Raw genomic sequence first — 21,886 nt, 5'->3', positions numbered from 1 at the left:
GCGCATGCGTGGAAACGAAAGCGCCGCCGGCAGAGCCGGCGGCGGGATGGAATTCGCGTTGCGATGATGTGCGCCGGCTATTCGGCCGCGACGCTGTAGGCCTCGTCGTCGGGCACCTCGGCCGGCTCAATGGCGTCCGGCTCGGCCGACCCCTCGTCGAGATCGTCGTCCTCGCTCGCCTCGTGCTTCACCAGCCAGCTCGCGAGCTTCATCGCGTCGGGCGCGAACTGCGCCGACGGATGAACGAACCGCTCGTCCTTGAAGTGCTCGACGAGAGCGGCGCGGGTGTCCTTCACCTTCTGGCGCGGCAGGACCGGGGTGTCCGTGCACGAGCCTTCGAGCGCGGCGCGGGACAGGCACGAGAGGAATTCCTCCGTGCCCATGTTCGGAAGGAAGCCGTCGGCGCCGATGGCATCGCCGGCGACGCGCGCGACGATGCCGGAGTCGGTGCGGTTCTCGCGGCACGACAGCACATCGATGAGGACGCCGCGCGCCACCTGCTGCAGCGTCTCGCGGTCGAACTCGAGCTTGCCATCATTGCCGACCAGTCGTGCGGCATGGCGGTCCATCCGGGCGTAGCCATAGACGTCGCCCGAGGCGCCGGAGGCGATAGAGATATTGCGGCCGGCGAAGGCGAGGACGAGCAGCGCCAGCAGCGTGTCATCCTCGATCGGCGCGCGGGCGAGCGCCTCGTGCAGCGCATCGGTCCGGAAGTCGCCAACCATTTCGATGCCCCTACGGGTCACGTCCGGGCGCGGCTTCGTGGCCACGATGCCGTCGTCGCCAGCGGCGCCGTTGGTCGGCTCGTCCTTGCCCTTTGCCTTCTTCGGCTCGGGCATACGGTAGTGGACCGTCTGTACCTTGCCCTCGCGATCGAGATACATGGCCGCGTGGTCCGACTTGCCGGGCCGGCCGTAGACCTGCTCGGCTTTGGGGGGCAACTTCGCGCGGCCCCAGGTGTCGGCCTCGACGATGACGCCGCGCTTGGGCAGGTGGTTCGCCATCCATTCCTGCTGCGCCCCGAGGAAGGCCTCGACATCCGTGGTGTAGCGGCTGTCCTCGTCGGCCGAGGCGAACAGGTCCTCGACCCAGGCGATGCCGTAGGCCTTGGCGAGCTCATCGTCGAAGCTGGCGTCCTTCGCGTACATCCGGGTCCTTTCCAGCCCGTTCGCGACGTTGTACCAGGCGACCTGCGGATCGGCCTTGGACGGCTTGTGCTTCTTCCAGACCTCCTTCTGCTCCTCCAACGAGGCGGCGGCGATCGTGCGCAGCTGCTTCTCGTTCGGCATGTCGCCCTTCGCCATGTGGTCGAGCATGGCGGGAAGCACGTTGGCGAGGAGCCGCAGCTTCTTAATCTGGCGGATCGGCAAGGCAAGCGCGACGCCGATCGCCTCCTCGGTCCAGCCGAGCGCGACGAGGCGCTCGATGGCGCGCCACTGGTCGACCGGGTTCAGCGGCTCACGGGCGATGTTTTCGACCATCGAGCGCATCGCGCCATTGTCGTTGGCGGCTTCGTCGACGAGGACCTCGATCTCCTCGAGCCCGGCCGCGATGGCCTGGCGCACGCGACGGTGGCCACGATCAATGATGAAGCCATTGCCGCCGTCAGTTTGCGGCGCGACGACCGGCGGCTGGACGATGCCGACGGCCTTGATCGTCGCCAGCAGCAGGGCATCGGCCTGCGCCGTGGACTTGGTCAGGCGGGTCTTGTCAGGATTCTCCCGCAGCGCGCGCGGATCGACCTTGATGAGATGCATCGGGATGCTCCTTGTGGGGATTTCGGACGCCGTCTTTCGCGGGTCCTTCCTTTGTCTTCCTCTCGAAGACCTCCCCCGGCCCGCGGAGCGGGCGGGCCGGTGCAACTGCGGCCGAGCATCCCTGCCCGGCCGGCCAAGCGGGGCTATAAGCCCTGCGCAGGACGCCGTGGCCGGGGATCGCGCAGGCCGCGGTTGAGCGTCAGCGTCGCCGGTTCGGCCGATCGGCGAACCGGATTTTTCCTGAATGCCTCTCCTTTCCTCCCCCATATCGCGCCTTGAATGCCGGCCATGATGACGCTATATTCCGTCAGAATTAGCGTCATTTGGACAATAGGAGGCTCGCATGGGGTTGGAGCAATATGCGGATAACGGCTTCCTCGCCCCCCGGAAGATCGCGGTTGCGTTCCGAACCACCAGCGAGGAAGTCGCCCGCACGGCGGGGCTGGGCAAGGATGCCGTCCAGCGCAAGGATCGCATCCGGTCGGACAAGACCCAACGCCGGCTGCGCGAGATGGTCGAGGTGATCAACAAGGTCGAGCCGCGCTTCGGTTCGACCTTGATGGCATATGCTTGGTACCGGTCGGAGCCCCTGCCCGGCTTCTCCGGCCAGACAGCCATGCAGCTCGTGCGCAACGGCCGAGTGGATGACGTGCTCGACTATGTCGACGCGGTCGACGCCGGCGTGCACGCCTGACAACGTGCAGTATCGGGGAAAGCTCTATCGAGCGCTGAATCCAGTCTACGCACGCGAGCCATTGTCCGGGCGAGGAGCCGAACTCTATGGTGGACGGTTCAACCCGAAGGGCCTGGCCGCGCTCTATGCGTCATTATCGGTGATGACGGCGCTGCGCGAAGCCAATCAGGTCGGCAACCTCCAGCCGACCACGCTCGTCTCCTACGACGCGGAGATCGATGGCATATTCGATTGCCGGGATGATGAGGCGCTCGAGGCAAAGGGCATGGACGCCGCGGCACTCGCCGACAGCACATGGCGCGACCAGATGAAGGCGAGCGGGGAAGCGCGAACGCAGACCTTTGCCCGGCGGCTCATTGCCGCCGGCCATAACGGCCTGCTCGTCAGGAGCTTTGCGGCCGGCGCGACTGCTGAGGATTTGAACCTCGTGCTCTGGAGATGGGGCGACAGTGCCCCATCTCGTCTCGTTCTGATCGACGATGAGAACCGCTTGTCGCGAGAACGGTCCTAGAGCATTTCCCCGTTTCACTGAATCGGTGAAAGGCTCTAGGTTATTGAGTCTACGCGTTTTCTTTACGCGAACCGGTATCCCACTTCGCTCGAAAACGCTCTAAGCAGCAATCCGATCACGGGAACTCTCCGTATCGTTCGCAAGATCAGCCTCGATCTCGGCGAGCTGCGTGCGCTTCGTCTCCAGCTCGTCGGCGAAGGCGAATGCGCCGCCCTCGCGCACCTGATAGGAAGCGAGGCGACGGCGGGCATTGGTCAGTCGCTGCCCATATCCTTCCTGCTCCTCCTCGAAACCCGACAGCGCGTGCTCGAGCCGGGCGACGGCGCCGAGCGGCGTGACTGCGACGGGCAGATCGATCTCGTAGTCTGCGCCGGTCCGCAGCAGCATTATGGCGTAGTGGAAGCCGTCGCGTCCGACCCGCTCGCCATGGAATGCGAGATCGAAACCGCGGAGCGAGGCGATGACGACTTCTCCCTCCTGCTGGAGTTGGATGAGGGTGAGGATCTCCTTCATCAGAGCGCGGCCGGCCCCCTTGCGCTCGGCATGGCGGTTCCCGGTCACGGTTATGGCGAAGGCATCGCCCAAGGTCGGCGCGAGCCGTTCGATGTCCTGCCCGATCTCGGCGATGCGCCGGGCCGAAATCTCGATCTCGCGCTCGGCATCGCGGATCTGGCGGCGAATGGCATGCTGGTCGTCGACATGGGCGGCGCGCAGGCGATCTAGCCGCGCAATCTCGGCTTCCAGCCCCGCCTTCTGCATCAGGCGCTGGTCGCCGCTGGCGATGGCCTTCGCCATGGCGAACTGCGATGCCTGCCCCTCGCCCATGTCCTCAAGCCTGCGGATCGAGGTGTCGCCGGAGAGCGCCGCGGCAATGAACCGGGCCTTTCGCTCGTTGTTCTGCCACATCCTGGCGTCGAGCGAACCGAGCGTCGCGTAGGCAAAGATGTCGATGACGTCATGCTGATTGCCTTGCCTCGCGATCCTGCCTTCACGTTGCTCGATCTGGGACGGCAGCCATGGCACATCGAGGTGATGCAGCGCCTTCAACCTGAGCTGCGCGTTGACGCCCGTTCCCATCGTGTCCGAGCTGCCGAGAAGGAAGCGGACCTTCCCAGCCCGGACATCGCCGAACAAGCGCTGCTTCGCCTCGGATCGTTTGAAATCCTGGATGAAGGCGATCTCGGAGGCCGGCACACCCAATCGGATGAGCTCGTCGCGAATCCAGCGGTAGGCCGAGAAGCCTCGACTTTTCTCGACACCGAGCGTGCCGAGATCCGAGAAGATCATCTGCGCGGCACCGGGCAGCTCGTAGGGCTTTCCATCGCCGCGGACATAGGTGTTTTCCGCCGTTTCCTGCCAGATGCGGAAGGCGTTCGCGACGAGCTGGTTGAGCTTGTTTCCGGGCTCATTGTCATTGTCGGGATCGACCAGCCGCAGATCGATCGCGGCATGGCGCCCGTCGGTGATGACGGACAGCAAGATGTCGTCACCGGGCTCTGGGGGACGGTCCCGCTGCTCGATGGCGGTGATGCGGGCGTCGAGCAGGCGCTGATACGCCTTGAACGCCGCACTCGGCGGCACGGTGATGATCTGGCGCTTGCCGCCGGAGATCTCCGGAACCTTCACATGGTCGCGAAGGTCCGCCGGCATCACCACGTCGGCAAACGAGCGGAACATGGCGATCAGCTCGGGGACATTCACGAACTGCGCGAAGCGCGTCACCGGCTTGTATTTACCCGAAGGCTGCAGCTCGAGCTCGGTGGAAGCGTCGCCGAAGGTCGAGGCCCACGCATCGAATTCGTGCAGACCACGTTCGCGCAGCGCCGCGTGGCCGATCAGCCGCTGTACGGTGAACATTTCTCCGAGGGTGTTGGTGATCGGCGTGCCGGAAGCCAGCACAAGCGCCCTGCCCGGGTTCTTCGTCTCGATGAAGCGGGATTTGACGAACAGGTCCCAGGCGCGCTGCGAACCGTTCGGATCGACGCCCTTCAGGGTCGACATGTTGGTGCCGAAGCTGAGCTTACGGAACTCCTGCGCTTCATCGACGATGATCTGATCGACGCCGATCTCCGAGATGGTCAGCAGGTTGTCCTTGCGCGTCGCGAGTGCCTCGAGCCGCTCCTTCAACCCCTCCTTCAGTCGCTCCAGCCGCTTGCGCGAGACGCGGTCGTCGCTCTCGACCTTGGTCAGCAGCTCCTCGTAGAGTTCCAGCTCGTCCTGGATCATCTTCTGCTCGAAAGCCGACGGCACGCCGATGAAGCGAAAGGCGCTGTGAGTGATGATGATGGCGTCCCAGGTCGCCGTCGCCGCGCGCGACAGGAAGCGGTGACGCTTGTCCTTGGTGAAGTTGGTCTCGTCGGCGACGAGGATGCGGGCGTTTGGATAGAGCGCCAGGAACTCACGTGCCGCCTGCGCCAGGCAATGGCCGGGAACGACGAGCATGGCCTTGGCGATCAGCCCGAGCCGGCGCTGCTCCATGATGGCGGCGGCGACCGACATGGTTTTGCCGGCGCCGACAGCGTGGGCGACGTAGGTGCTGCCGGAGGAGATGATGCGCCAGATGACCCGCTTCTGGTGCCCATAAAGCGAAAAGGCGCCTGAGGCGCCCGGAAGCTGGAGATGATCGCCGTTGAAGGCGCGTGGCGCGATATTGTTGAAGCGATCATTGTAGACTCGCGCCAAGCGGTCGGTCCGATCGGGGTCGCTCCAGATCCAGGTCTGGAACGCGGTCTTGATCTTGGCGAGCTTCTCCTTGGCCGCTTCGGTGTCGACGACGTTGAGCACCCGACGCTCGCTGTCGCCATCCTTCACGATGTCAAAGATCTGCGGCACGGAAGAATTGAGGGCGTCCGAAAGCAGCTGGCCGGCGTGACGCCGGTTGGTGCCCCATTCCGACGTGCCGGCCGCCATATATCCAAGCTGCCGCGCCTCGACGGTCCAGGAGGCCAGTTCCGGCATGTGATGGATCCGGATCTCCGCGCCCATGGTTTCCCGCACGAACGCGACGACATCGGCGGCCGGTATCCACGGCGCGCCGAGACGCGCGGTGATGTCGGAAGGCCGCAGATCGGCCGGCTGGACATCCTGCAGCGCGGTGACATTGCGCCGATAGGCTGGATCGAGCGCGGCCGCGGCCTGCGCGGTGACGAGCTTCGAGCGGACGGCACCCGAGAGATAGGCGTCGGTGGTCTGCCAGGAGCCGTCGGCGGGATCGCGGAAGATGGCGTTGCCGAGTTCGGCGATGACGTCGTCGACATCACGGTGCAGCAGCTCGGCGATGTGGTCGGGATCGACATGACCGCGCTCGTTGAGAACGACCGCGAGCGCGTCGGCAGGTGACGTGATGATCGGAGCCGGCGGCGGCGCGATGACCCGCTCGGTGAAGATTGGACCGCGCTTGGCCGTATTGCTCTCGAGGTCGTAGTCCTCGATCGAGGCGACCAGCCAGCAATCGGGATCGTCCAGGAAGGGCTGGATGTTCGGGCGGCGGTGCGTCTCGCGCACTTCGCCGGTCTCCTCATCCTCGCTGGTCGAGACGACGGTGGTGTTGATGGGACCGAAGTCGCGTACGAGATTCGACCAGGCGATGCGCAGCTTCACCTGCGCCGGCCTCCACGGCCTGTCGAACTCCTGGGCCTTCAGCACCTCGCGGACCGCGTCGCGGATGGGGATCAGCTTGCGGATGATCCGCACGTGCTTTTCCGGAATGCCCTCGGGGCTGCGGCCCTTGCGCACGCGGATCGCGACCGGGGTTCCGTCGACGAGCTGCATGAGGCCATGACGGCTGTCGACGAAATAGCTGCCCTCCCGCGCCCGAGACGCGTCGGGCAGGTCGGCGGTGGGGCTCGGGTCATCGGAGAGCTCGGCCTCGATTGGCTCGGGCTCGCCGTCATAGATGCCTTCCGGAAGGAAGGTAAGCGCCGCGGCAAGGCCCGCGTCGAGATCCTCGCCCTCGCGCGGCCTGCACGTATAGGTCTCGCCGAAGGGGCCGGAGGTCAGCCCATGTGTTCCGAGCACCATGTCCGGACGGCGGGCGAACCAGCGGTTGACGCGAATTGGGGCCTCGTCCTCGGTCGCAGGGCGCACCTCCTCAAGGTCGAGCCAGGACTGATCGCCCTCGGGCTCGCCGTCCCGGCGCCGGCGGAAGAACAGGATGTCGACCACCACATCGGTGCCGGCATCGGTGCGAAAGCCGCCCTCGGGCAAGCGGATTGCGCCGATGAGATCGGCCATGGTGGCGATGTGCTCGCGGGCGGTCGCATCCGCCTTGTCCATCGTGCCGTGCGAGGTGACAAACGCGGCGAGCCCGCCCGGCTTCAGCCGATTGATCGACTTGGCGATGAAGTAATCGTGGAGCCGCAACCTGAGCGACCGGAAAGCACGATCCGAGCGCACGCTGCGATCGGAGAAGGGCGGATTGCCGATCGCCAGATCGAAATCCGTCGGCGGGTCGACGCGGGCAAAGTCGCCTATGACGATCCGGGAGCGCGGCTGAAGGAGCCGGGCGATCCGCGCCGTGACAGGATCGATCTCGATGCCGGTGACGTGAGAGACGGATCGCAAGTTGTCCGGCATCAGCGCGGGGAAGAGTCCTGTGCCGATGCCGGGCTCCAGCACCCGCCCACCGCGCCAGCCGAGACGTAGCAGGCCGGCCCAGATGGCACGGACGATATATTCCGGTGTGAAGTGCGCGTACTGGGTGCAGCGTGCGAGCGAGGCGTAGTCCGTGCTGCTGACGGCCTCCTCCAGTCCGGCGCCGAGCGCCTCCCAGCCCTTCCGGAACCGGTCCTCGCCCGGCCGGCGAAACACGCCATTGGCGAGATCGGACGCGCCGAAGCCGATAAACCGGATCAGTGCGGCCTGCTCGTCGGCGGTGGCGGGTCGCTGTGCCGCTTCGATCTCGGCTGCCAGGCGAATGGCGGCGAGATTGTCGCGGGCGCGGTCCTTCCACGAGCGGGCAAGCTGGCGCGTCCCGGTGAGATGAAAGTTCTCACCCGTCTCGGCAGGGCACGCGACGGATCGCCTTTCAACCGAAGCCATCGGCGCGGCCGGCGCCGGCGTCATGGGCGGTGGATCGTCGTCGTCCGGTCCCTCGGTGAAGCTCGCCGAGAATGCGGTGACGCCGAGGCCGAGGTCGGACGAGAGCGCGGTGTTGCCGAAGAGATCAAGGGTGAAGGGGTCATCTTGCGCCATGGGGAATGTCTCCTGTGATGAAGGCGCGCGCCATCGGCCCCGCCGGAGGCCGGCGAGGGTGTGACACGTTCGATAGTCGGGAAGGGTGGGCGAGGTCCGCCCGCCGGGTCAGCGGCGGATCAGGGCGAGCGACAGGCTGGTGTCGGTGGTCACGATCGTCAGGTGCGTGGCGCCGGGGACGGCGGCCATCAGCCTCTCGAGCTCGACGGCGTCGAGGAATTCGATCCCGTCATCGCCGCCGAAGTGCTGGCGCTTGTAGTGCCAGTAGTCGGGATTGGTCTTCGGATCGCACTCCTCGGCGTAGCAGACGAGGGCGCGTTGCCCCTCGGCGAGCTTGCCGTTTGAGAGGAGGTACACCCCTTCATCGCCGACGAGCCATAGGCCGAGCCGTTCGTCTTTGCCCGGGGCGAGACCGTAATGGGGATTGCGGTAGCCGCCATTGGTCGCGGCGTCGGATTTTCCGCGGGCGATGACGGCGCGGACTTCCTGCACGGGGAAGGTGAACATGATCGCCACCTCACGCCGCGATCGCATCGGGCAGGTAGCGCAGATGCACCGGCAGCTTGGCGGAGACCTGCGCGTCGGTCAGCCCGTCGAGCAGGACCAGGCTGGTGCCTTGCCGTCCGCCGTAGAACAGCACGGTGCGCTTGCCGCGATCGGCCTCCGGCCAGCGGTCCCCGGCATAGCCGCGATAGTCGTCATGCGTCGCGCTCCAGACGTGCTCGAGGCGCTCGGTTCGCGTCATCGCCTTCACCGGGCGCGATTCCCGGTTGATGATCGCGGCACGCATCCGCTCTGGCGAAGCCGTGTCGGCGAGATCGCAACAGCCGTGGAAATGACGGACCCGACCATCGATCATCAGCGCGAAGAAGACGCCGGTGACGCTGCCGGTCAGGAATTCGCGCATGGCGAACATGTCGCCGCGCATCCAGAGCGGCGGCAGGATCTCGAACATATAGTCGTGGTCGACGGGGCTGGTTTCGAACCATTCGCCGGTGTAGAGCGCGCTCGCATCGCCGTCCCAGCGGGAGGGTCGCTGCGCGTGACGGTCGAACATCCGGAACATCTGGCGCCGGTGGGGGATGCCTTGAAACACCTTGCGGATAGGGGTGGAGAGAGTCATGTCGGGGCTCCTTCAGCCTCGTCGGGCTGGAGCGCGGCGCATCCTCTTGGATCACCACCATCTTCAGCCCTTCAGGACCTCTCCCCGCGGCCGCATCGAAGTCCGGGCGGGTCAAGGGCCGCGCAGCGGGCGAAGCTTCACCCTTGACGCGGCCGGTGGGCATGCGGCAGCCGGTTTCCTTCCCTCTTCTTCCCTCCTCTTTCTGGCGCGCAGATCTTCGTTCCAATCCTCATGCTCGGGCTTTTGCCGTCCGTAGTCGGCGGTCGTCGCCACGGCGATCGTCACGATTCGTTCGGCATAGACCTCGCCCTGCGCATTGTTGTCGGTAGCCGCCACAAGCAGGGCGCCATGGCGTGACGCGAGCAGCCGGATGGCGGCTTCGGTCGCCGGCGCCCATCCGCCGCCAGTGCTGAGATAGAGGCTGTCGGAGCGCTGGCTTTCAATCGCGGCGAGGCTCATCGCGTCGATCGCAGCCTCGGTAACACAGAGCCGGCGGGCACCGACCGGCCCGAGGCGGAAGAGGACCTTGCCGCCGCCGCGGGCGAAACCGCGCCATTCGGGGCCGCGCTCCTCCCAGCCCGTAACCGCGCCGGTTTCGTCGACATGAGCTGCCCACATGCTGCCGCGAGGTCCCTCGCGAAGCCGGCCCTCCTGGATTGCGGCGCGGATGACGGACTCCGGAAGGCCGCGCTCGTCGCGCAGATAGCGCCAGGTCATGGAATCGGGCCATGGCTTGCGCCGCGCGCGCCATCGATCGGGAATGCCGACATCCGGATCGTGCTCGCGGGCCTCCCTCGTCCAGACGGGCTCGTTCGGCACGAAGCCAACCAGGTCCGAAACCCGCTGCAGCACCTCCACAAAGCCGACACCATCGAGATGCTCGACAAGCGAGAACACGTCACCCTTGGCCTCGGACCGGGCATCGAACCAGCCCTTGCCGTGATGGATGACGATAATGATGTCGTCACCGCGCCGGTACTTGACCGCCCTGCGCGTGCTCTCCTTCAGATCGATCGCGAACCCTGCTTTTTGGAGGACGACTGCACAGGGCACACGGCTCCTCAGCTCCTCGATATCCGTCTTTTCCATCTTCCTCTTCCGACACGCCTCCGGGTCGGACCTTTCCCCGCCTGAGATTTCCCGTCCCGCACCTCGCGGGACCATTTCCCGGCGCCGCGAAGAGCGAAGGGGGCAAGGGCGCGGCTGGCAACTGATGAATCCTGCAGGGCGCGCAGCGCCCTGACTTCGACCCAGCCACGGCGCAGCCTCCCTTGCGGCCGCCCGCTCGCGAGCGGCACACGCCCTCCGGTGAACCCGGCTCAATGAGCCGGGCCGAACCGGTGGGGATCGTATTCGTGGACGACGACCACGTCGGCGTCGTCGAGTTCGTCGCTCGGCATGACGCCGTTATCCTGACTCTGCGTTCTGTCTTACCGCTGTGACGTTTGCAGCACAGGATCAACGTTGACGACACCCTTCCCCGCTTGAGGTGAGGCGATGCGATTTTCCCGCCGGGACGGGCTCGAGCCCGTCCCGGCGGGAAAATCGCGGCCAAGGAGAACAATGTGCCCCAGCTCTTCTTCACGAATCTTTCGGCGCTGCGGCAGTCTGTTGCGCTTGATGGCGTCATGCACACGCTGTCTATGGACGAAATCACAGCCGCGGAAAATCTGGACCTCGTGGACGGTGTGCCGTTCATTCTTGACCAGGATGGCAGCTACGATCACGACTTGAACCGGTTCTTCAGAGCCTGTCCCACCTTGGGGGTCCGTTCGCCCAACAGCCTGCGCGCCTATGGTCGGGATATCCTGATTTGGATGCGCTTTCTTTCCGAGCGCCGAGACAACAAATCTCTCTGGGCGGCTGATCGGCACGATGTTGCAGCCTTCCATGCGGCGCGACGTCTGGCGCTTCCCCCGGTGCGCATCTCCGCGGCGAGCTGGAACCGGTCGATCGCGGCGCTGGACAAGCTTTACGGATGGGCTGTTGAAGAGGGTGTGATTGCCAAATCGCCATTCACCTATCGGCAATCATGGCGACGGACGAACAGCGGCTCGGTCATGACGGTCGCCGCCAACGCTGCCACGGAGCGCGGCGCACGCAGCCACGATGTCCGATTCCTTTCCCTGGATCGGTATCTCCTGTTCCGCGAAATCGGCTTGCGCGGTCGTCTTCCGGACGGGAGTGAGGACCCGACCTGGCAGGGCCGCAACAGCGAGCGCAATGCGTTGTTCGCCGAATTGCTCGTCACGACGGGCCTGCGGCTCCAGGAGGCGGCAAGCCTCCTCTGGATCGAGCTCCCGAAACTGGAGCCGGCCGGTGTGGTGCGCAGCCGACCTTTCCGGTTGGCGTCGGCGATTGGCAAGGGCAGCAAGGGGCGCGTGATCCGATTGCCCGAGCGCGTTCTGAAATGTCTGCATGAATACGCGGCGTTGGAACGGGCCAATGTCCTCATGCGCCATTCGCAACCAAGCAGCGGATCGAACGAACATCCGATCCGTGTTGTCGGCCACGATCGGGGAAGGCTCCTTCTCGAAAAGAATGCGGCTCCGGCCAGCGTCGATGTGCTGACGCCCCACGAACGCAGCCGCTTGGTATGGGCGGAAACGTCCGAACCATTGTGTCTTTGGCTGGCGGAAGGGGCACGGCCCATGCCTCCCGTCGCTTGGGAGGTGGTCTTCCGGAGGGCGAGTGCACGATGCAGGCGGTTCGGGGTCGATCTCGACGTCACGCCGCACATGCTGCGCCACACTTTTGCGGTTCATATGCTGTCGCTGCTCGTGCGTGAACAGATCGGATGGGTGCTCGACGAGCGCCGATCCCATATCGGCGCGGCGTACCGCCGCCTGATTGGCGATCCCCTCCTGAAATTGCAGCGCCTGCTGGGCCACAGCCGCATCGAAAGCACTCATATCTATCTCGAGAGCCTGGAAGAAAGCCAGGAAATGATCGATGCAGCAGTTGAAGCCTGGGAACTGCGCATTAATGCTGGTGGACCCCCGTGATGAAACGCGGTCGTCATGCCACCTTCCCAGTTGGAATCGAATTGTCCGACACACGGGACGAAAGTCCGCAAGATCCGCTCGTCTTCGTCCTTCGGACGGAAGATGCCGGGACGGTCGACGTCAATCTGTCTTCCTGGCCGCTGAGGGCGCTGACCCGTGACGTTGCGCCGTTCCTGCAGGAATATCTCCACCGGATGGGACCGGCCCCACTCTGGAAAACCGCAGGCACCTTTGTCCGTCGTCTGCGGCGGTTCTGGCTATTCCTGGAAGGGTCGTCGGTAGAGCCTCGCCGTCTCGGTGACGTAAACCCGGCAGTGATCAACGCCTATGAGAATTGGCTGGAGCAGAACGGCGGCGAACGGCCAAATCAGCGCAATGTGCTCGGTGCTCTGATCGGGGTGCTGCGCGTGGCCGCCGAACTCGACCCGGAAAGACTTCAGGCCGAAACACTGCCTCGCCTGAAATACATCGGCCACGGGGAGCACGGCGTCTCCAAGCCGCGTGATGCCTATAGCGGGAAGATTGCCGCGGCATTGCTGCAGGCGGCAACGCATCAGATCATCGAAGCTCGCGACCGGATAGCGACGGGCGAGGCTCTGCCCCTCCCACTTCTGGATGTAGCCCGTGATTCGGAATTGCAACGTCGCTACAGCCTCGTGGTTGAGCAGATTGTGACGACGGGAACAGCCGCCGGAGATGGTCCTTTATTCGACAATCTGCGCTACCACGCCCACAGATGCGGGCTCGAACCGCCCCCGGTCGAGGAGCTGCATGCCGGCTTCCACCTAACCCGGTACGATGTTGTCGGCTTTCTTGTCTGGCTGTCCTTGACGACCGGCATGGAGATCGAAGCGCTGCGCGGGCTTGAGGCCGACTGCTTGCGCAATCCCAACCGGGGTTACGTCGAGATCGAATATCGAAAGCGGCGCGCGCACCAAGCCCAGTGGAAACGGTTGCGTGTCCGCGATGGCGGTCGGGAGACGCCCGGCGCCTTTCTGCGGCTGGCGATCAAGCTGACGGAACGGGCGCGGCAGCACACGGGATCAACTAAGCTCTGGATCACCTGGAAGCCGGGGCGCCTGTCGTCACCGAAAAATCTGGGGGCCTGTGTGACCGCCTTTGTCGAGAAGTATGGAATCGTCGATGACGCCGGAAAACCGCTCGCGCTCAATCTCTCCCGGCTGCGCAAGACCCAGAAAGCTGACTGGTACAAGCGGACCGGAGGACAATTGGAGATCTTCGCCGTCGGCCACACGGTAGCGGTGGCGGCCAATCACTATGCCGACATCCCCGCCCTTCGGCATCTGCATGAGCAGACGATAGTTGAGGCGCTGGCCGACGCGATGGCGCCGGCTCTGCAACCTCGGATCCTTTTGCCTGCGGATGAAGCCCGGCTACGAGCCTCAGCCGACGTGACCGGGCTGCCGGTGACGCCTGAAAAGATCGGCCTGCTCCTCGGCGGAGAGCAGGATCTTTGGCTCGCGGCATGCGGCAACTTCCGAGCCAGCCCTTTCGGTCGGGAAGGCGAAGCATGTCCGACGCCGTTCTGGGGATGCCTGGAATGCTCCAACGCGGTCATCACCGCACGAAAACTGCCGGCCCTGATTGCGTTCCAAACGTTCATGGACGAGCAGCGGGAGGCGTTGCCGCTGAACGATTGGGATGACAAATTCGATCAGCCCTATCGCAGGATCACGGAGCAGATCCTGCCGATGTTCCCGCCCTCCGTCGTCGGAAACGCAAGAATTGAAGCGGCAGAAGCCTCGGCGCCGCTGCTCTATCTTCCGCCGGAGGCCTACGGCTCATGACGGCTGCTCCTCGTTTGAGTGATCAGCTTGCCGTCTCGCGCATCAGGGCCGACGACGACATCGTTCTGGCGTCGATGCCTCTCAGGGATGAAGCCGACCGAGCGACGCTCTCGCGGTTCGCCGACGATGTCTGGGATATGGCACCGGCGATGTTTAACATGGCCCGAAAGGCCTTTCGAACGGTCGACTTCAGCGTGATCCCCTGTGCCGCCGAGCGGTTGCTCGCCAAGGAATACATCTATGCCTGGATGAATGAACGGCTCGCCGACGGTGAGCCGCGGCTGAGGCCCGTGTCGGGCCATAGCGCGCTCGCCACGCTGCGCCGCTTCCTGGACTTCGTTCGCTCGCGGATCGGCAGGTTCGATCTGGCAGCCGTCGATCAGGATCTGATCGATGCGTACGCGGCCCACCACCGGGCACGCCCAATTACACCCGGACGGGTGGGCGTGTGCCTTCGACCCATCGTCCAGCTTCATCGCCTGGCGCCCAATCTGACGTGTGGCGGCCTCACCTTCGCGCCATGGCGCGGCCGGCCGGTTTATCGGGCAACCGGCCAGGGCACACGCAGTTCGGAAAATCGGACCGAGTGCATCCCGGAGGCTGTAATCGGCCCGATGCTGCGTTGGTCTCTCAAATATATAGAGCACTTTGCCGAGGATATTTTGGCTGCGCGAGCTGAAGAGGATGCGCTGAACGCCCGCTTCGCGGCTCGTTCGCGCCGCCGCCACACGCGGCCCGCAATCGTGCTCGAATCCTGGATAGAAAAGCGTCGCCGTGAAGAACGAGGTATTCCCGTCTGGGAAAAGCCTCTTTCGATCGGAGGGGTGACCGGTAGACTGTCACGGGATGGCAGGTTCGATGGCAATGTCATTAATCTGAAGTTCGTGACCATGCAGTCCGGATTGCATCTAACGACGGTCTTTAAAGACCCGGCTTTGTTGTCGATGATTCACGGTGCTGCTGATGAACTTGGATTCGAGGTCGGCGGAATGGACACGCCAATCTCCCCCGACCCCGACACTGGCCAGCCGTGGCGCGAGCGCTTCGATGCCATCAGCCTGGCACGGGAAGAAAGGCATCTGCAGACGGCCGCCTACATCGTATGTAGCTATCTGACGGGAATGCGCGACGGCGAGGTGCAGTCGCTGCAAGCCGGTTGCCTGAAACGCAGTCTCGGCCTGGATGGCCAAACGGAACGGCTGGCGATCGAGGGCGTGACCTGGAAGGACCGCGGGGCTCGCGGCGAGCAGGTTGATTGGATCACCATCGAACCCGCCGTCCAGGCAATAAGGGTTGCCGAGCGTCTCTCGGAACGGGTCCGACGGAACGCGGGCACCGAGCGGCTATGGCTTGCTCTTGATGACCGCGAGACGAACAATGCCGAGACGCCGATCCTGATTGCCAGGAAGATCAACCGATTCCGCGAACACCTCGATGAACGATATGGCGCAGACGATAATCCTTTGATTCCCCGAATGGGAGAAGACGTCTGGCACTTCAACACCCGTCAGTTCAGACGAACACTGGCCTGGTACATCGCAAACCGGCCCTTCGGGGTCGTCGCCGGCAAGATCCAGTATAAGCATGCTTCCGTAGCCATGTTCGGCGGCTATGCCGGCTCGTCCGCATGCGGTTTCAGGCAGGAGGTCGAGCAGGAACTGGCGCTCGGGCAACTCGATGACATCATCAACTACTTCGAAAACCATCGGCGCGGTCACGGTCCAGGGGGACCGGCCGGCAAGCGTGTCGGGGCAGAACTGGAACGGGTCGGTCGCGAACTCGGCCCGCTTCCGGGACAAGTGGCCGAGCGCAAGCGCCTAAAGGCGATGTTGGCGCATTTGGCGCGCACACTGCATGTCGGATATCTGAACGATTGCTTCTTCGACCCGCTGACCGCACTCTGCCTCCGGGAAGCCGAGAAACCTTCAGCCTCGGCGCCCGTCCTGTCGCGATGCGCTCCCGACCGATGCCCCAATGCCTGCCTTGTCGAGCGGCATCTGCCGCCCTGGGAAACCTCGATTGCACAGGCGGAGGAACTTCTCGCCGATAAGCGTCTCTCTCCGCTGCAACGCGAGGCTCTGCGGTCGGATAACAAGCGAAAGCGCAGGCTTATCGCGCCGCTGAAGGTACGCACATCATGAAGCCGGTCAGCGCAACCACGGAACAAGCCCTTAGCGAGGCGATGGCACGTCTGTTTGATGGATGCCCTCGCGTGACCGATGGCAGGCTGACGGTCGTCAATCTCGCCGTCGAGGCAGGCGTCAGTCGCGCAACCGCGAACCGCGCCTTGAAAGTGCTGGCGGTCTTTCGACAGGCGCTCATCGAGGCCCGGTCGCGGCGTGATGCCGAAGACCAGCCAATGGCGGCGTCCCGAGCGGAACAAGAGCGTCGTGCGGTCAACAACATCCTTGCCCAGCATCATCAAGTGCGGGCGCTATGCGAACTCATGGAACAGTGGCGTTACCGCTACAACGCCGAAGTTATCCCGATCGCAAATCGGAAACGCCCGTGAGACAGATTGACTGTTTAGATAAACGCCGAATTCTCCATCGACCTCGAACAGCGTGACCGGGACCATCAGGGTGCGGGCGAGCTGGAACGCGTGGGACTGGGCGAGGAAAAGATCGTGCGACATCTGAGGGCTCCATCTTGGAGCGAGGCCGATCCCCGCTCGATGGCGTCCGTCAGTGTCCTCAACCGGCCGCGATCACCGCGCAGGCAAAGCCGCAGCGGCGGCATGCTCCGCATAGCCGACCCCTTTTGTGGGTTGATCGTCGAAGGCCGGGCGGAGGACCAGGAAAGCCATCCAAGGAGAGCGGGGTCGGACTCGCTCAAAGGTGGTCCGTGCCCTCTCGCACACTCCTTTTTCCGAATGCCGAACCACATGGCCGTACCGGTACACGCCCGGCTCCGCGCCGCACCTCAGGTCAGAAGGCTTCAGTGCTTTGCCGAAGCGACGGCGGCGCAGCCGTCCGATCAATCGTCCCGACTGCGAGAAACTCCCCACATCGCGGCTCATCGTCCACGATCGCCTGGACCACGGCGAGGTCCATCGGCGCGTGCGGCGAGATTCTCGCCACCTCGGCCGCCACCTTACCCCAATGGATGAACTCGCCGGCTTGACCGCACGCACGGGCCCGAGCAGCCAGTCGCTGCGCCTCGTAGTACGCGCCAAATTCGTCATGCTGCACCAGACGACGCGCGTCTGCCTGCCATGTCCGGCGGATCTGCCTTCGTCCCTCCATCCACCGTCGCAGCGCACTCAGCAAGAACCCCCGCCTTCCCTTCCTCGGGCGGCATTCGCCCGGACCGCGTCAGGGATGGCCGCCCGCCAGGGAGAAGACCTAACCTCGGGGCTTCGGCGCAACCTACAGCCCGGCCCGAAGGGCGACGCCGTCATTCACTTCAGGTTTTGAAGCACTCCGACCATATTGCTGAGGTCCGAGCCTTGAAATAGGTCAAGGTCAAAGGCGAGGTTATGGCTGAGCGGGTCGCGTGACGTGAATTTACTGCTGAATGGAATAGACGGCGGCTATCTCCGCAACATCATTCTGAACCCCACAGAACATACGGAACGTGTGGATGCCGCCGTTGCCTATGTTTCCGAGAGTGATCTGCTGTTCGATTGGTGCCGTGAGGATAAACTCCCGCTTCACTTCTGGGGACGGTTCGATGATCAAGTCCCTGTCGGCATTCCGGTTCTCGACAAATTCGCACCTCCGACGCGCGAGCCGGCGACCCAGGATCCCACAGTCAGGCGCATCGGGGCGCCCGCAAAGTTGTCATCTGGCGGCCAAGCGCCTCATCGCATCGTCATCCAGACTGATTAGATTTGTTCTAAAAATTGGTGCAGACCGGTTCCCCCCTGGCACCATGTTGCGCGCCAATCCGTAGGTCCTCCCAGCAGGTATCACCATGAAACCTCCTCACCGCGAAAACCATCTGATCGAGCGCATCGGCTGGCTGCGCGCCGCCGTCCTTGGCGCCAACGACGGCATCATTTCGACGGCAAGCCTCATGGTGGGCGTCGCGGCGGCATCGACCAATGCGTCGGAGATCCTGGTCGCGGGTGTCGCGAGCCTTGTGGCCGGCGCCATGTCGATGGCGGCGGGCGAATACGTTTCGGTGAGCTCGCAGGCCGATACCGAGAACGCCGATCTGCGCAAGGAGCAGCGCGAGCTCGCCGAGCAGCCGGAGAGCGAGCTCACCGAGCTCACGCAAATCTACGTGCGACGCGGGGTCGAGCCGGCGCTGGCGCGTCAGGTGGCCGAGCAGATGACGGCAAAGGACGCTTTCACCACCCATGCGCGGGATGAGCTGGGGCTCGCCGAGCATGTGGTCGCGCGCCCCATCCAGGCCGCGCTGACATCGGCGGTGACGTTCGCGCTCGGGGCTGCGATCCCGCTCGTCATTTCCCTGCTGGCGCCCACCGCTTTGATCGCGCCGATCGTCTCCGGCGGGTCGCTGGTCTGCCTCGCGGCGCTGGGCGCGCTGGGCGCGCGTGCGGGTGGTGCGGACATCTGGAAGCCCACCGTCCGCGTGACGTTCTGGGGTGCGATCGCCATGGCGGCGACCGCAGCCATCGGAACGCTGGTCGGTCACGCCGTGTAGGGGTCTCCCATCGGGGCTGTCGCCATCTCGGGTGGCGGAGCCAGAGACCACGTCGCCTCCACCGCGCCATCCGCGCGCACGAACAGCGCCGCAAGGCCCAGGCGGCGGGCGAGGGCCTGTCCCTCGCCGGCTCCGCGCACCAGCAAAGCGGTCGCCCAGGCGTCCGCTGCCATGCAGGTCTCGCCGAGCACGGTGACGGCGCAAAGGTCGTTTTCCAGCGGCGCCCCCCGCGTCGGGTCCATGGTGTGGGAGAGGACGCGGCCGGCCACTTCCACCCGATGGCGATAATTGCCCGAGGTGGCGACGGCGGCGCCGGAGAGTTCCAGCACGCCGAGGATGTCCCGCTCGTCGGCGGAGGGCCGCTCATGGGCCACCGTCCACGGACGCCCATCCGGCTTCAGGCCTTCGGCGCGCATCTCGCCATCGATGCCCACCAGAAAGGAGGAGAGGCCGGCCGCGCGCATCTCGCGCGCCAGTTCATCCACGCCGAAGCCCTTGGCGATGCCGGCCAGATCGAGCCTGAGCGGCGCCAGCCGGCGGGCGCGACAGCCGGCCGGATCGAGCTGCAAGGTCTTGGGCGGCTCGAAGGAGGGCCGGCCGGCAAGCGCCGCGATGCGTCCGCCATCGGGCCCCGGCGATGCGCCGAAGCCCCATGCCCTGACCAGATCGCCGACTCCGACGTCGAACGCCCCGCCGGAGAGACGGCCGATCTCGATCGCTGTCGAGAGGACGTGCATCAGCTCGTGGGGGATGGGCATCCACGCCCCGATGGGCGCGGCGTTCAGCCGTTCCAGATCGGAGTCGGGCCGGAAGGTGGACATCTGCTGTTCCACTTTCTCCACCGCGCCCTGGAGGCGGCAGGTGAGCGCCACTTCGTCCACATCGTCGGCGGCGAAGAAGGTGGCGGACCAGCGCGCGCCCATGGCCGGCCCGCTCAGGGCGCGGCGCCGGAGCGCCGTAGCCCCCCAACCCGCATCAATAGACATCTTCGACATAGCGTCCGCTCGATTTGAGGGTGGGAAGGTCGAGGCCCAGCGGGCGCACCACGGGCTCCAGCGCGCGGGTCACGGCCTCGGCCATCTCGCGGCCGCCGCAGACGAGGATCTGCGCGCCCTGCTTCACCAGTTCCCGCAGGCGCGGGGCGTCGGCGGCGATGCGGTCCTGCACATAGGCGCTCTCGTCCGCATCCCGCGAGAAGGCGGTGCGCAGCGTCGTCAGCCGCCGCTCGGCGAGGTGCTGGGCCAGCTCGTGCTCATAGAGAAAGTCGGACGCCGCGCTCCGGCCGCCCCAATAGAGATGCACCGGCCGGCCCGCCGCATTGGCCCGCACGAAGCCGGCCAGCGGCCCGATGCCGGCCCCCGCGCCGATGAGAATGAGCGGGCCGCGTCCCTTGGCCGGACGGAAGGCCGGATTCTCGCGGATGAAGACATCGATGCCCTCGCCGGGCCGCAGCCCGTGCAGGAAGGTGGAGCACAGGCCACCCGCGCGCAGCCGCACGCAGATTTCCAGCACGCCGTCGCGGGTAGAGGAGGCCAGCGAATAGAAGCGCGGCATGGCATCTCCGGGCACCCCTTGCACCGGCGGCACGATGCCCACGAGGTCGCCGGCCTCGAAGGCGGGCAGGGGGCCGGGCGCGCCGGTGCGCGGGTCAACGGGCGCCTCAAAGCGCAGGATCGCCACCGGCGCGCCCACCGCCTCGCCGTAAAGCTCGCGCCCTGCGAGCACCAGCCGGGTGGTCTTCGGCGGCTCCGCCACATGGGTGAGCACGAGGTCGTGCCCCAGCACGTCCCCCAGATCGTGGCCCCACTGGGCGAATTCCTGGGGCGAGCGGCGATCCACCCTCTTCATGGGCAGGAGCTGCGGGCAGCCGCGCGCGTCCAACGCATCGGCGACATCGCGCGCGAACCGGCAGAAATGCGGGAAGCTGCGATCGCCGAAGCCCAGCACCGCCACCGCCGGTTGCCCCGGCAGGCCCGCGAGGCGGGACAGGAAGTGCTTGGCCGATTGGGGCGCAGTGCCCTCGCCATAGGTGGCGGCGAGCACCAGCACGCGCGGGGCGGAAAGATGGGCCGCGGTCACGTCGTTCATGGCGGCGGTGTGGACCTTGTGGCCGGCGGCGACGAGGGCCGTGTGCAGCGTGCCCGCGAAGCCCCAGGTGGAATTGCCCTCGCTGCCCACGAGGATCACCGTATCGGCCCTCCGCACTGGCACATTGGCGGAGATGCGCGGCCGTGCCGCCCGCCGCCGCAGCCACAGGGCGAAGCCGGTCGCGGCCAGCACCGGAACCGCAGCCGAGGCAAGGCCGAGCAGGAGGCCGAGAACCCAGGCGCCGCGCCCGGTGTGCAGCATGCGCACGAGGTCGTTCATCCGCTCCAGCGCCGTCGCCGGGGTCATGGCAAGCGTGGCGCCGGTGGCGGCATCCACCAGCCGCTCGCCGTCGGCGGTGACGAGGGTGAAGACATCGGCCGGGCCGGCGGGATCGGGGAAGGAGAGCTCGCGCAGATCCTTGAGCTTTACGGCCCTCAGGCCGGTGAGCGTGCCGACGGGAGCCGGCGCGCCGCCGCTGGCGGCGACGGCGGAGTTCGCGCCCGTCGTTTCGGGCAGAAGGCCGAATGTGCCGGCCCACATCCACAGTCCGGTCAGCGAAGACATGATCAGGCCCACGGCCGCCAGCCGTCCCAGCTCCCCATGCCAGCGTTGCGCCGGGGTGCCGCGGATGGGCCGCAGCAACGCCCCCGCGCCGCCCAGCCGGCGGGCGAGCAGCATGAGGCCGGAGACGGAGACGCCCAGCATGGCCAGCGCGCCGATGGCCGCCGCCACGCGGCCCGCATCGCCCGCGAGGAAGGAGCGGTGGAGATTGGTGAAGAAGCGGGTCGTTTCGGACACCGCGTAAGGTCCGAGCCCGGCGCCGGTGGCGGGGTCGATGCGCTCCACGCCGCGCGTGTCGCCATCGTCGAAGGCCGCGGTGAGGCTGCCGTCCGCCCGCAGCCGGATGGCGCTGACGCCGGGATGGCGCGCGGCGACCTGCGCGGCGAGGTCCGCGACACTCGCCGCCGCCGGGATCGCCGGCGCGGCGGCGCGATCGAGCGCCGGCTGCACGGAAAGGACCGCGCCGGTGAGGGCGGTGACGGCAAGGGCCAGCGCCAGCGCGATGCCGGGCAGGCCATGGAGGCGGCGAAGCATT

Annotated in this window: 16 protein-coding genes; 8 read left to right on the top strand and 8 right to left on the bottom strand. The window is 65.8% G+C overall.

The features are described 5' to 3' along the window. Positions 1-77 precede the first annotated feature (77 nt). Positions 78-1,757: a ParB N-terminal domain-containing protein gene (locus V5F63_RS25285; RefSeq protein WP_348841958.1), complete on the bottom strand. Its 1,680-nt coding sequence runs from the start codon at positions 1,755-1,757 to the stop codon at positions 78-80. A gap of 343 nt (positions 1,758-2,100) precedes the next feature. Between V5F63_RS25285 and V5F63_RS25280 the strand changes: the two genes are divergently transcribed. Both V5F63_RS25280 and V5F63_RS25275 read left to right on the top strand, forming a co-directional pair. After that, positions 2,101-2,451 carry an antitoxin Xre/MbcA/ParS toxin-binding domain-containing protein gene (locus tag V5F63_RS25280; RefSeq protein ID WP_394103095.1) on the top strand — a complete coding sequence of 117 codons (351 nt, stop codon included), beginning with the start codon at positions 2,101-2,103 and terminating at the stop codon, positions 2,449-2,451. 4 nt (positions 2,452-2,455) lie between these two features. Then, positions 2,456-2,962: an RES family NAD+ phosphorylase gene (locus V5F63_RS25275; protein WP_011993078.1), complete on the top strand. Its 507-nt coding sequence runs from the start codon at positions 2,456-2,458 to the stop codon at positions 2,960-2,962. 99 nt (positions 2,963-3,061) lie between these two features. Here the strand turns inward: V5F63_RS25275 and V5F63_RS25270 are convergent, their stop codons facing one another. The 4 genes from V5F63_RS25270 to V5F63_RS25255 all read right to left on the bottom strand — a co-directional run bounded on the left by V5F63_RS25270 (position 3,062) and on the right by V5F63_RS25255 (position 10,367). Then, positions 3,062-8,155, bottom strand: a complete 5,094-nt coding sequence (locus V5F63_RS25270) for a helicase-like domain-containing protein (RefSeq protein ID WP_394103094.1) — start codon at positions 8,153-8,155, stop codon at positions 3,062-3,064. A gap of 108 nt (positions 8,156-8,263) precedes the next feature. Then, complete coding sequence (locus tag V5F63_RS25265; RefSeq protein WP_394103093.1) at positions 8,264-8,662, bottom strand: DUF3085 domain-containing protein; 399 nt, start codon at positions 8,660-8,662, stop codon at positions 8,264-8,266. A 10-nt stretch (positions 8,663-8,672) separates the two neighbouring features. Next, on the bottom strand, positions 8,673-9,278 hold the full coding sequence (locus V5F63_RS25260; protein ID WP_394103092.1) for a DUF1419 domain-containing protein: 606 nt from the start codon (positions 9,276-9,278) through the stop codon (positions 8,673-8,675). A gap of 111 nt (positions 9,279-9,389) precedes the next feature. Continuing rightward, positions 9,390-10,367, bottom strand: a complete 978-nt coding sequence (locus tag V5F63_RS25255; RefSeq protein ID WP_394103091.1) for a DUF3991 and toprim domain-containing protein — start codon at positions 10,365-10,367, stop codon at positions 9,390-9,392. A gap of 476 nt (positions 10,368-10,843) precedes the next feature. Between V5F63_RS25255 and V5F63_RS25250 the strand changes: the two genes are divergently transcribed. Genes V5F63_RS25250 through V5F63_RS25235 form a run of 4 tightly spaced genes read left to right on the top strand, consistent with a single transcriptional unit; the run spans position 10,844 to position 16,603 of the window. Then, a complete protein-coding gene (locus tag V5F63_RS25250) occupies positions 10,844-12,283 on the top strand; it encodes a tyrosine-type recombinase/integrase (RefSeq protein WP_394103090.1) in 1,440 nt (479 codons plus the stop codon). Beyond that, entirely contained in the window at positions 12,283-14,091 is a 1,809-nt protein-coding gene (locus V5F63_RS25245; RefSeq protein WP_394103089.1) for a hypothetical protein, read from the top strand. The genes V5F63_RS25250 and V5F63_RS25245 overlap by 1 nt, the downstream gene beginning before the upstream one ends. Continuing rightward, positions 14,088-16,232 (top strand): hypothetical protein, encoded by a 2,145-nt coding sequence (locus V5F63_RS25240; RefSeq protein WP_394103088.1) that lies wholly within the window; start codon positions 14,088-14,090, stop codon positions 16,230-16,232. The genes V5F63_RS25245 and V5F63_RS25240 overlap by 4 nt, the downstream gene beginning before the upstream one ends. Beyond that, positions 16,229-16,603, top strand: coding sequence for a hypothetical protein (locus V5F63_RS25235; protein WP_394103087.1), 375 nt, complete (start codon positions 16,229-16,231; stop codon positions 16,601-16,603). The genes V5F63_RS25240 and V5F63_RS25235 overlap by 4 nt, the downstream gene beginning before the upstream one ends. A 415-nt stretch (positions 16,604-17,018) precedes the next feature. Here the strand turns inward: V5F63_RS25235 and V5F63_RS25230 are convergent, their stop codons facing one another. Next, positions 17,019-17,360, bottom strand: a complete 342-nt coding sequence (locus V5F63_RS25230) for a hypothetical protein (protein WP_394103086.1) — start codon at positions 17,358-17,360, stop codon at positions 17,019-17,021. Between the two features lie 231 nt (positions 17,361-17,591). On the opposite strand from V5F63_RS25230, the gene V5F63_RS25225 reads away from it, so the two are divergent. Together V5F63_RS25225 and V5F63_RS25220 are read left to right on the top strand one after the other, a co-directional pair. Further along, a complete protein-coding gene (locus tag V5F63_RS25225; protein ID WP_394103085.1) occupies positions 17,592-17,921 on the top strand; it encodes a hypothetical protein in 330 nt (109 codons plus the stop codon). Positions 17,922-18,006: 85 nt separating this feature from the next. Then, positions 18,007-18,702 carry a VIT1/CCC1 transporter family protein gene (locus tag V5F63_RS25220; protein WP_394103084.1) on the top strand — a complete coding sequence of 232 codons (696 nt, stop codon included), beginning with the start codon at positions 18,007-18,009 and terminating at the stop codon, positions 18,700-18,702. Here the strand turns inward: V5F63_RS25220 and V5F63_RS25215 are convergent. Continuing rightward, the gene (locus V5F63_RS25215; protein ID WP_394103083.1) at positions 18,690-19,697 is read right to left on the bottom strand and encodes an FAD:protein FMN transferase; all 1,008 of its coding nucleotides are present in this window, start codon (positions 19,695-19,697) and stop codon (positions 18,690-18,692) included. The genes V5F63_RS25220 and V5F63_RS25215 overlap by 13 nt on opposite strands. Then, positions 19,678-21,885, bottom strand: coding sequence for a PepSY domain-containing protein (locus V5F63_RS25210; RefSeq protein WP_394103082.1), 2,208 nt, complete (start codon positions 21,883-21,885; stop codon positions 19,678-19,680). The genes V5F63_RS25215 and V5F63_RS25210 overlap by 20 nt, the downstream gene beginning before the upstream one ends. Between the last annotated feature and the right edge of the window lies 1 nt (position 21,886).

Source organism: Xanthobacter wiegelii, from assembly GCF_043193855.2.
Lineage (GTDB): Bacteria > Pseudomonadota > Alphaproteobacteria > Rhizobiales > Xanthobacteraceae > Xanthobacter > Xanthobacter flavus_A.
This window is presented reverse-complemented; position numbering and strand designations above follow the sequence as displayed.

Bases quoted from the DNA above. Each gene is read 5' to 3' on its own strand.
- V5F63_RS25255 (WP_394103091.1), bottom strand. From the start codon at position 10,367: ATGGAAAAGACGGATATCGAGGAGCTGAGGAGCCGTGTGCCCTGTGCA.
- V5F63_RS25245 (WP_394103089.1), top strand. From the start codon at position 12,283: ATGAAACGCGGTCGTCATGCCACCTTCCCAGTTGGAATCGAATTGTCC.
- V5F63_RS25285 (WP_348841958.1), bottom strand. From the start codon at position 1,757: ATGCATCTCATCAAGGTCGATCCGCGCGCGCTGCGGGAGAATCCTGAC.
- V5F63_RS25235 (WP_394103087.1), top strand. From the start codon at position 16,229: ATGAAGCCGGTCAGCGCAACCACGGAACAAGCCCTTAGCGAGGCGATG.
- V5F63_RS25210 (WP_394103082.1), bottom strand. From the start codon at position 21,885: ATGCTTCGCCGCCTCCATGGCCTGCCCGGCATCGCGCTGGCGCTGGCC.
- V5F63_RS25260 (WP_394103092.1), bottom strand. From the start codon at position 9,278: ATGACTCTCTCCACCCCTATCCGCAAGGTGTTTCAAGGCATCCCCCAC.
- V5F63_RS25215 (WP_394103083.1), bottom strand. From the start codon at position 19,697: ATGTCGAAGATGTCTATTGATGCGGGTTGGGGGGCTACGGCGCTCCGG.
- V5F63_RS25265 (WP_394103093.1), bottom strand. From the start codon at position 8,662: ATGTTCACCTTCCCCGTGCAGGAAGTCCGCGCCGTCATCGCCCGCGGA.
- V5F63_RS25240 (WP_394103088.1), top strand. From the start codon at position 14,088: ATGACGGCTGCTCCTCGTTTGAGTGATCAGCTTGCCGTCTCGCGCATC.
- V5F63_RS25280 (WP_394103095.1), top strand. From the start codon at position 2,101: ATGGGGTTGGAGCAATATGCGGATAACGGCTTCCTCGCCCCCCGGAAG.
- V5F63_RS25270 (WP_394103094.1), bottom strand. From the start codon at position 8,155: ATGGCGCAAGATGACCCCTTCACCCTTGATCTCTTCGGCAACACCGCG.
- V5F63_RS25220 (WP_394103084.1), top strand. From the start codon at position 18,007: ATGAAACCTCCTCACCGCGAAAACCATCTGATCGAGCGCATCGGCTGG.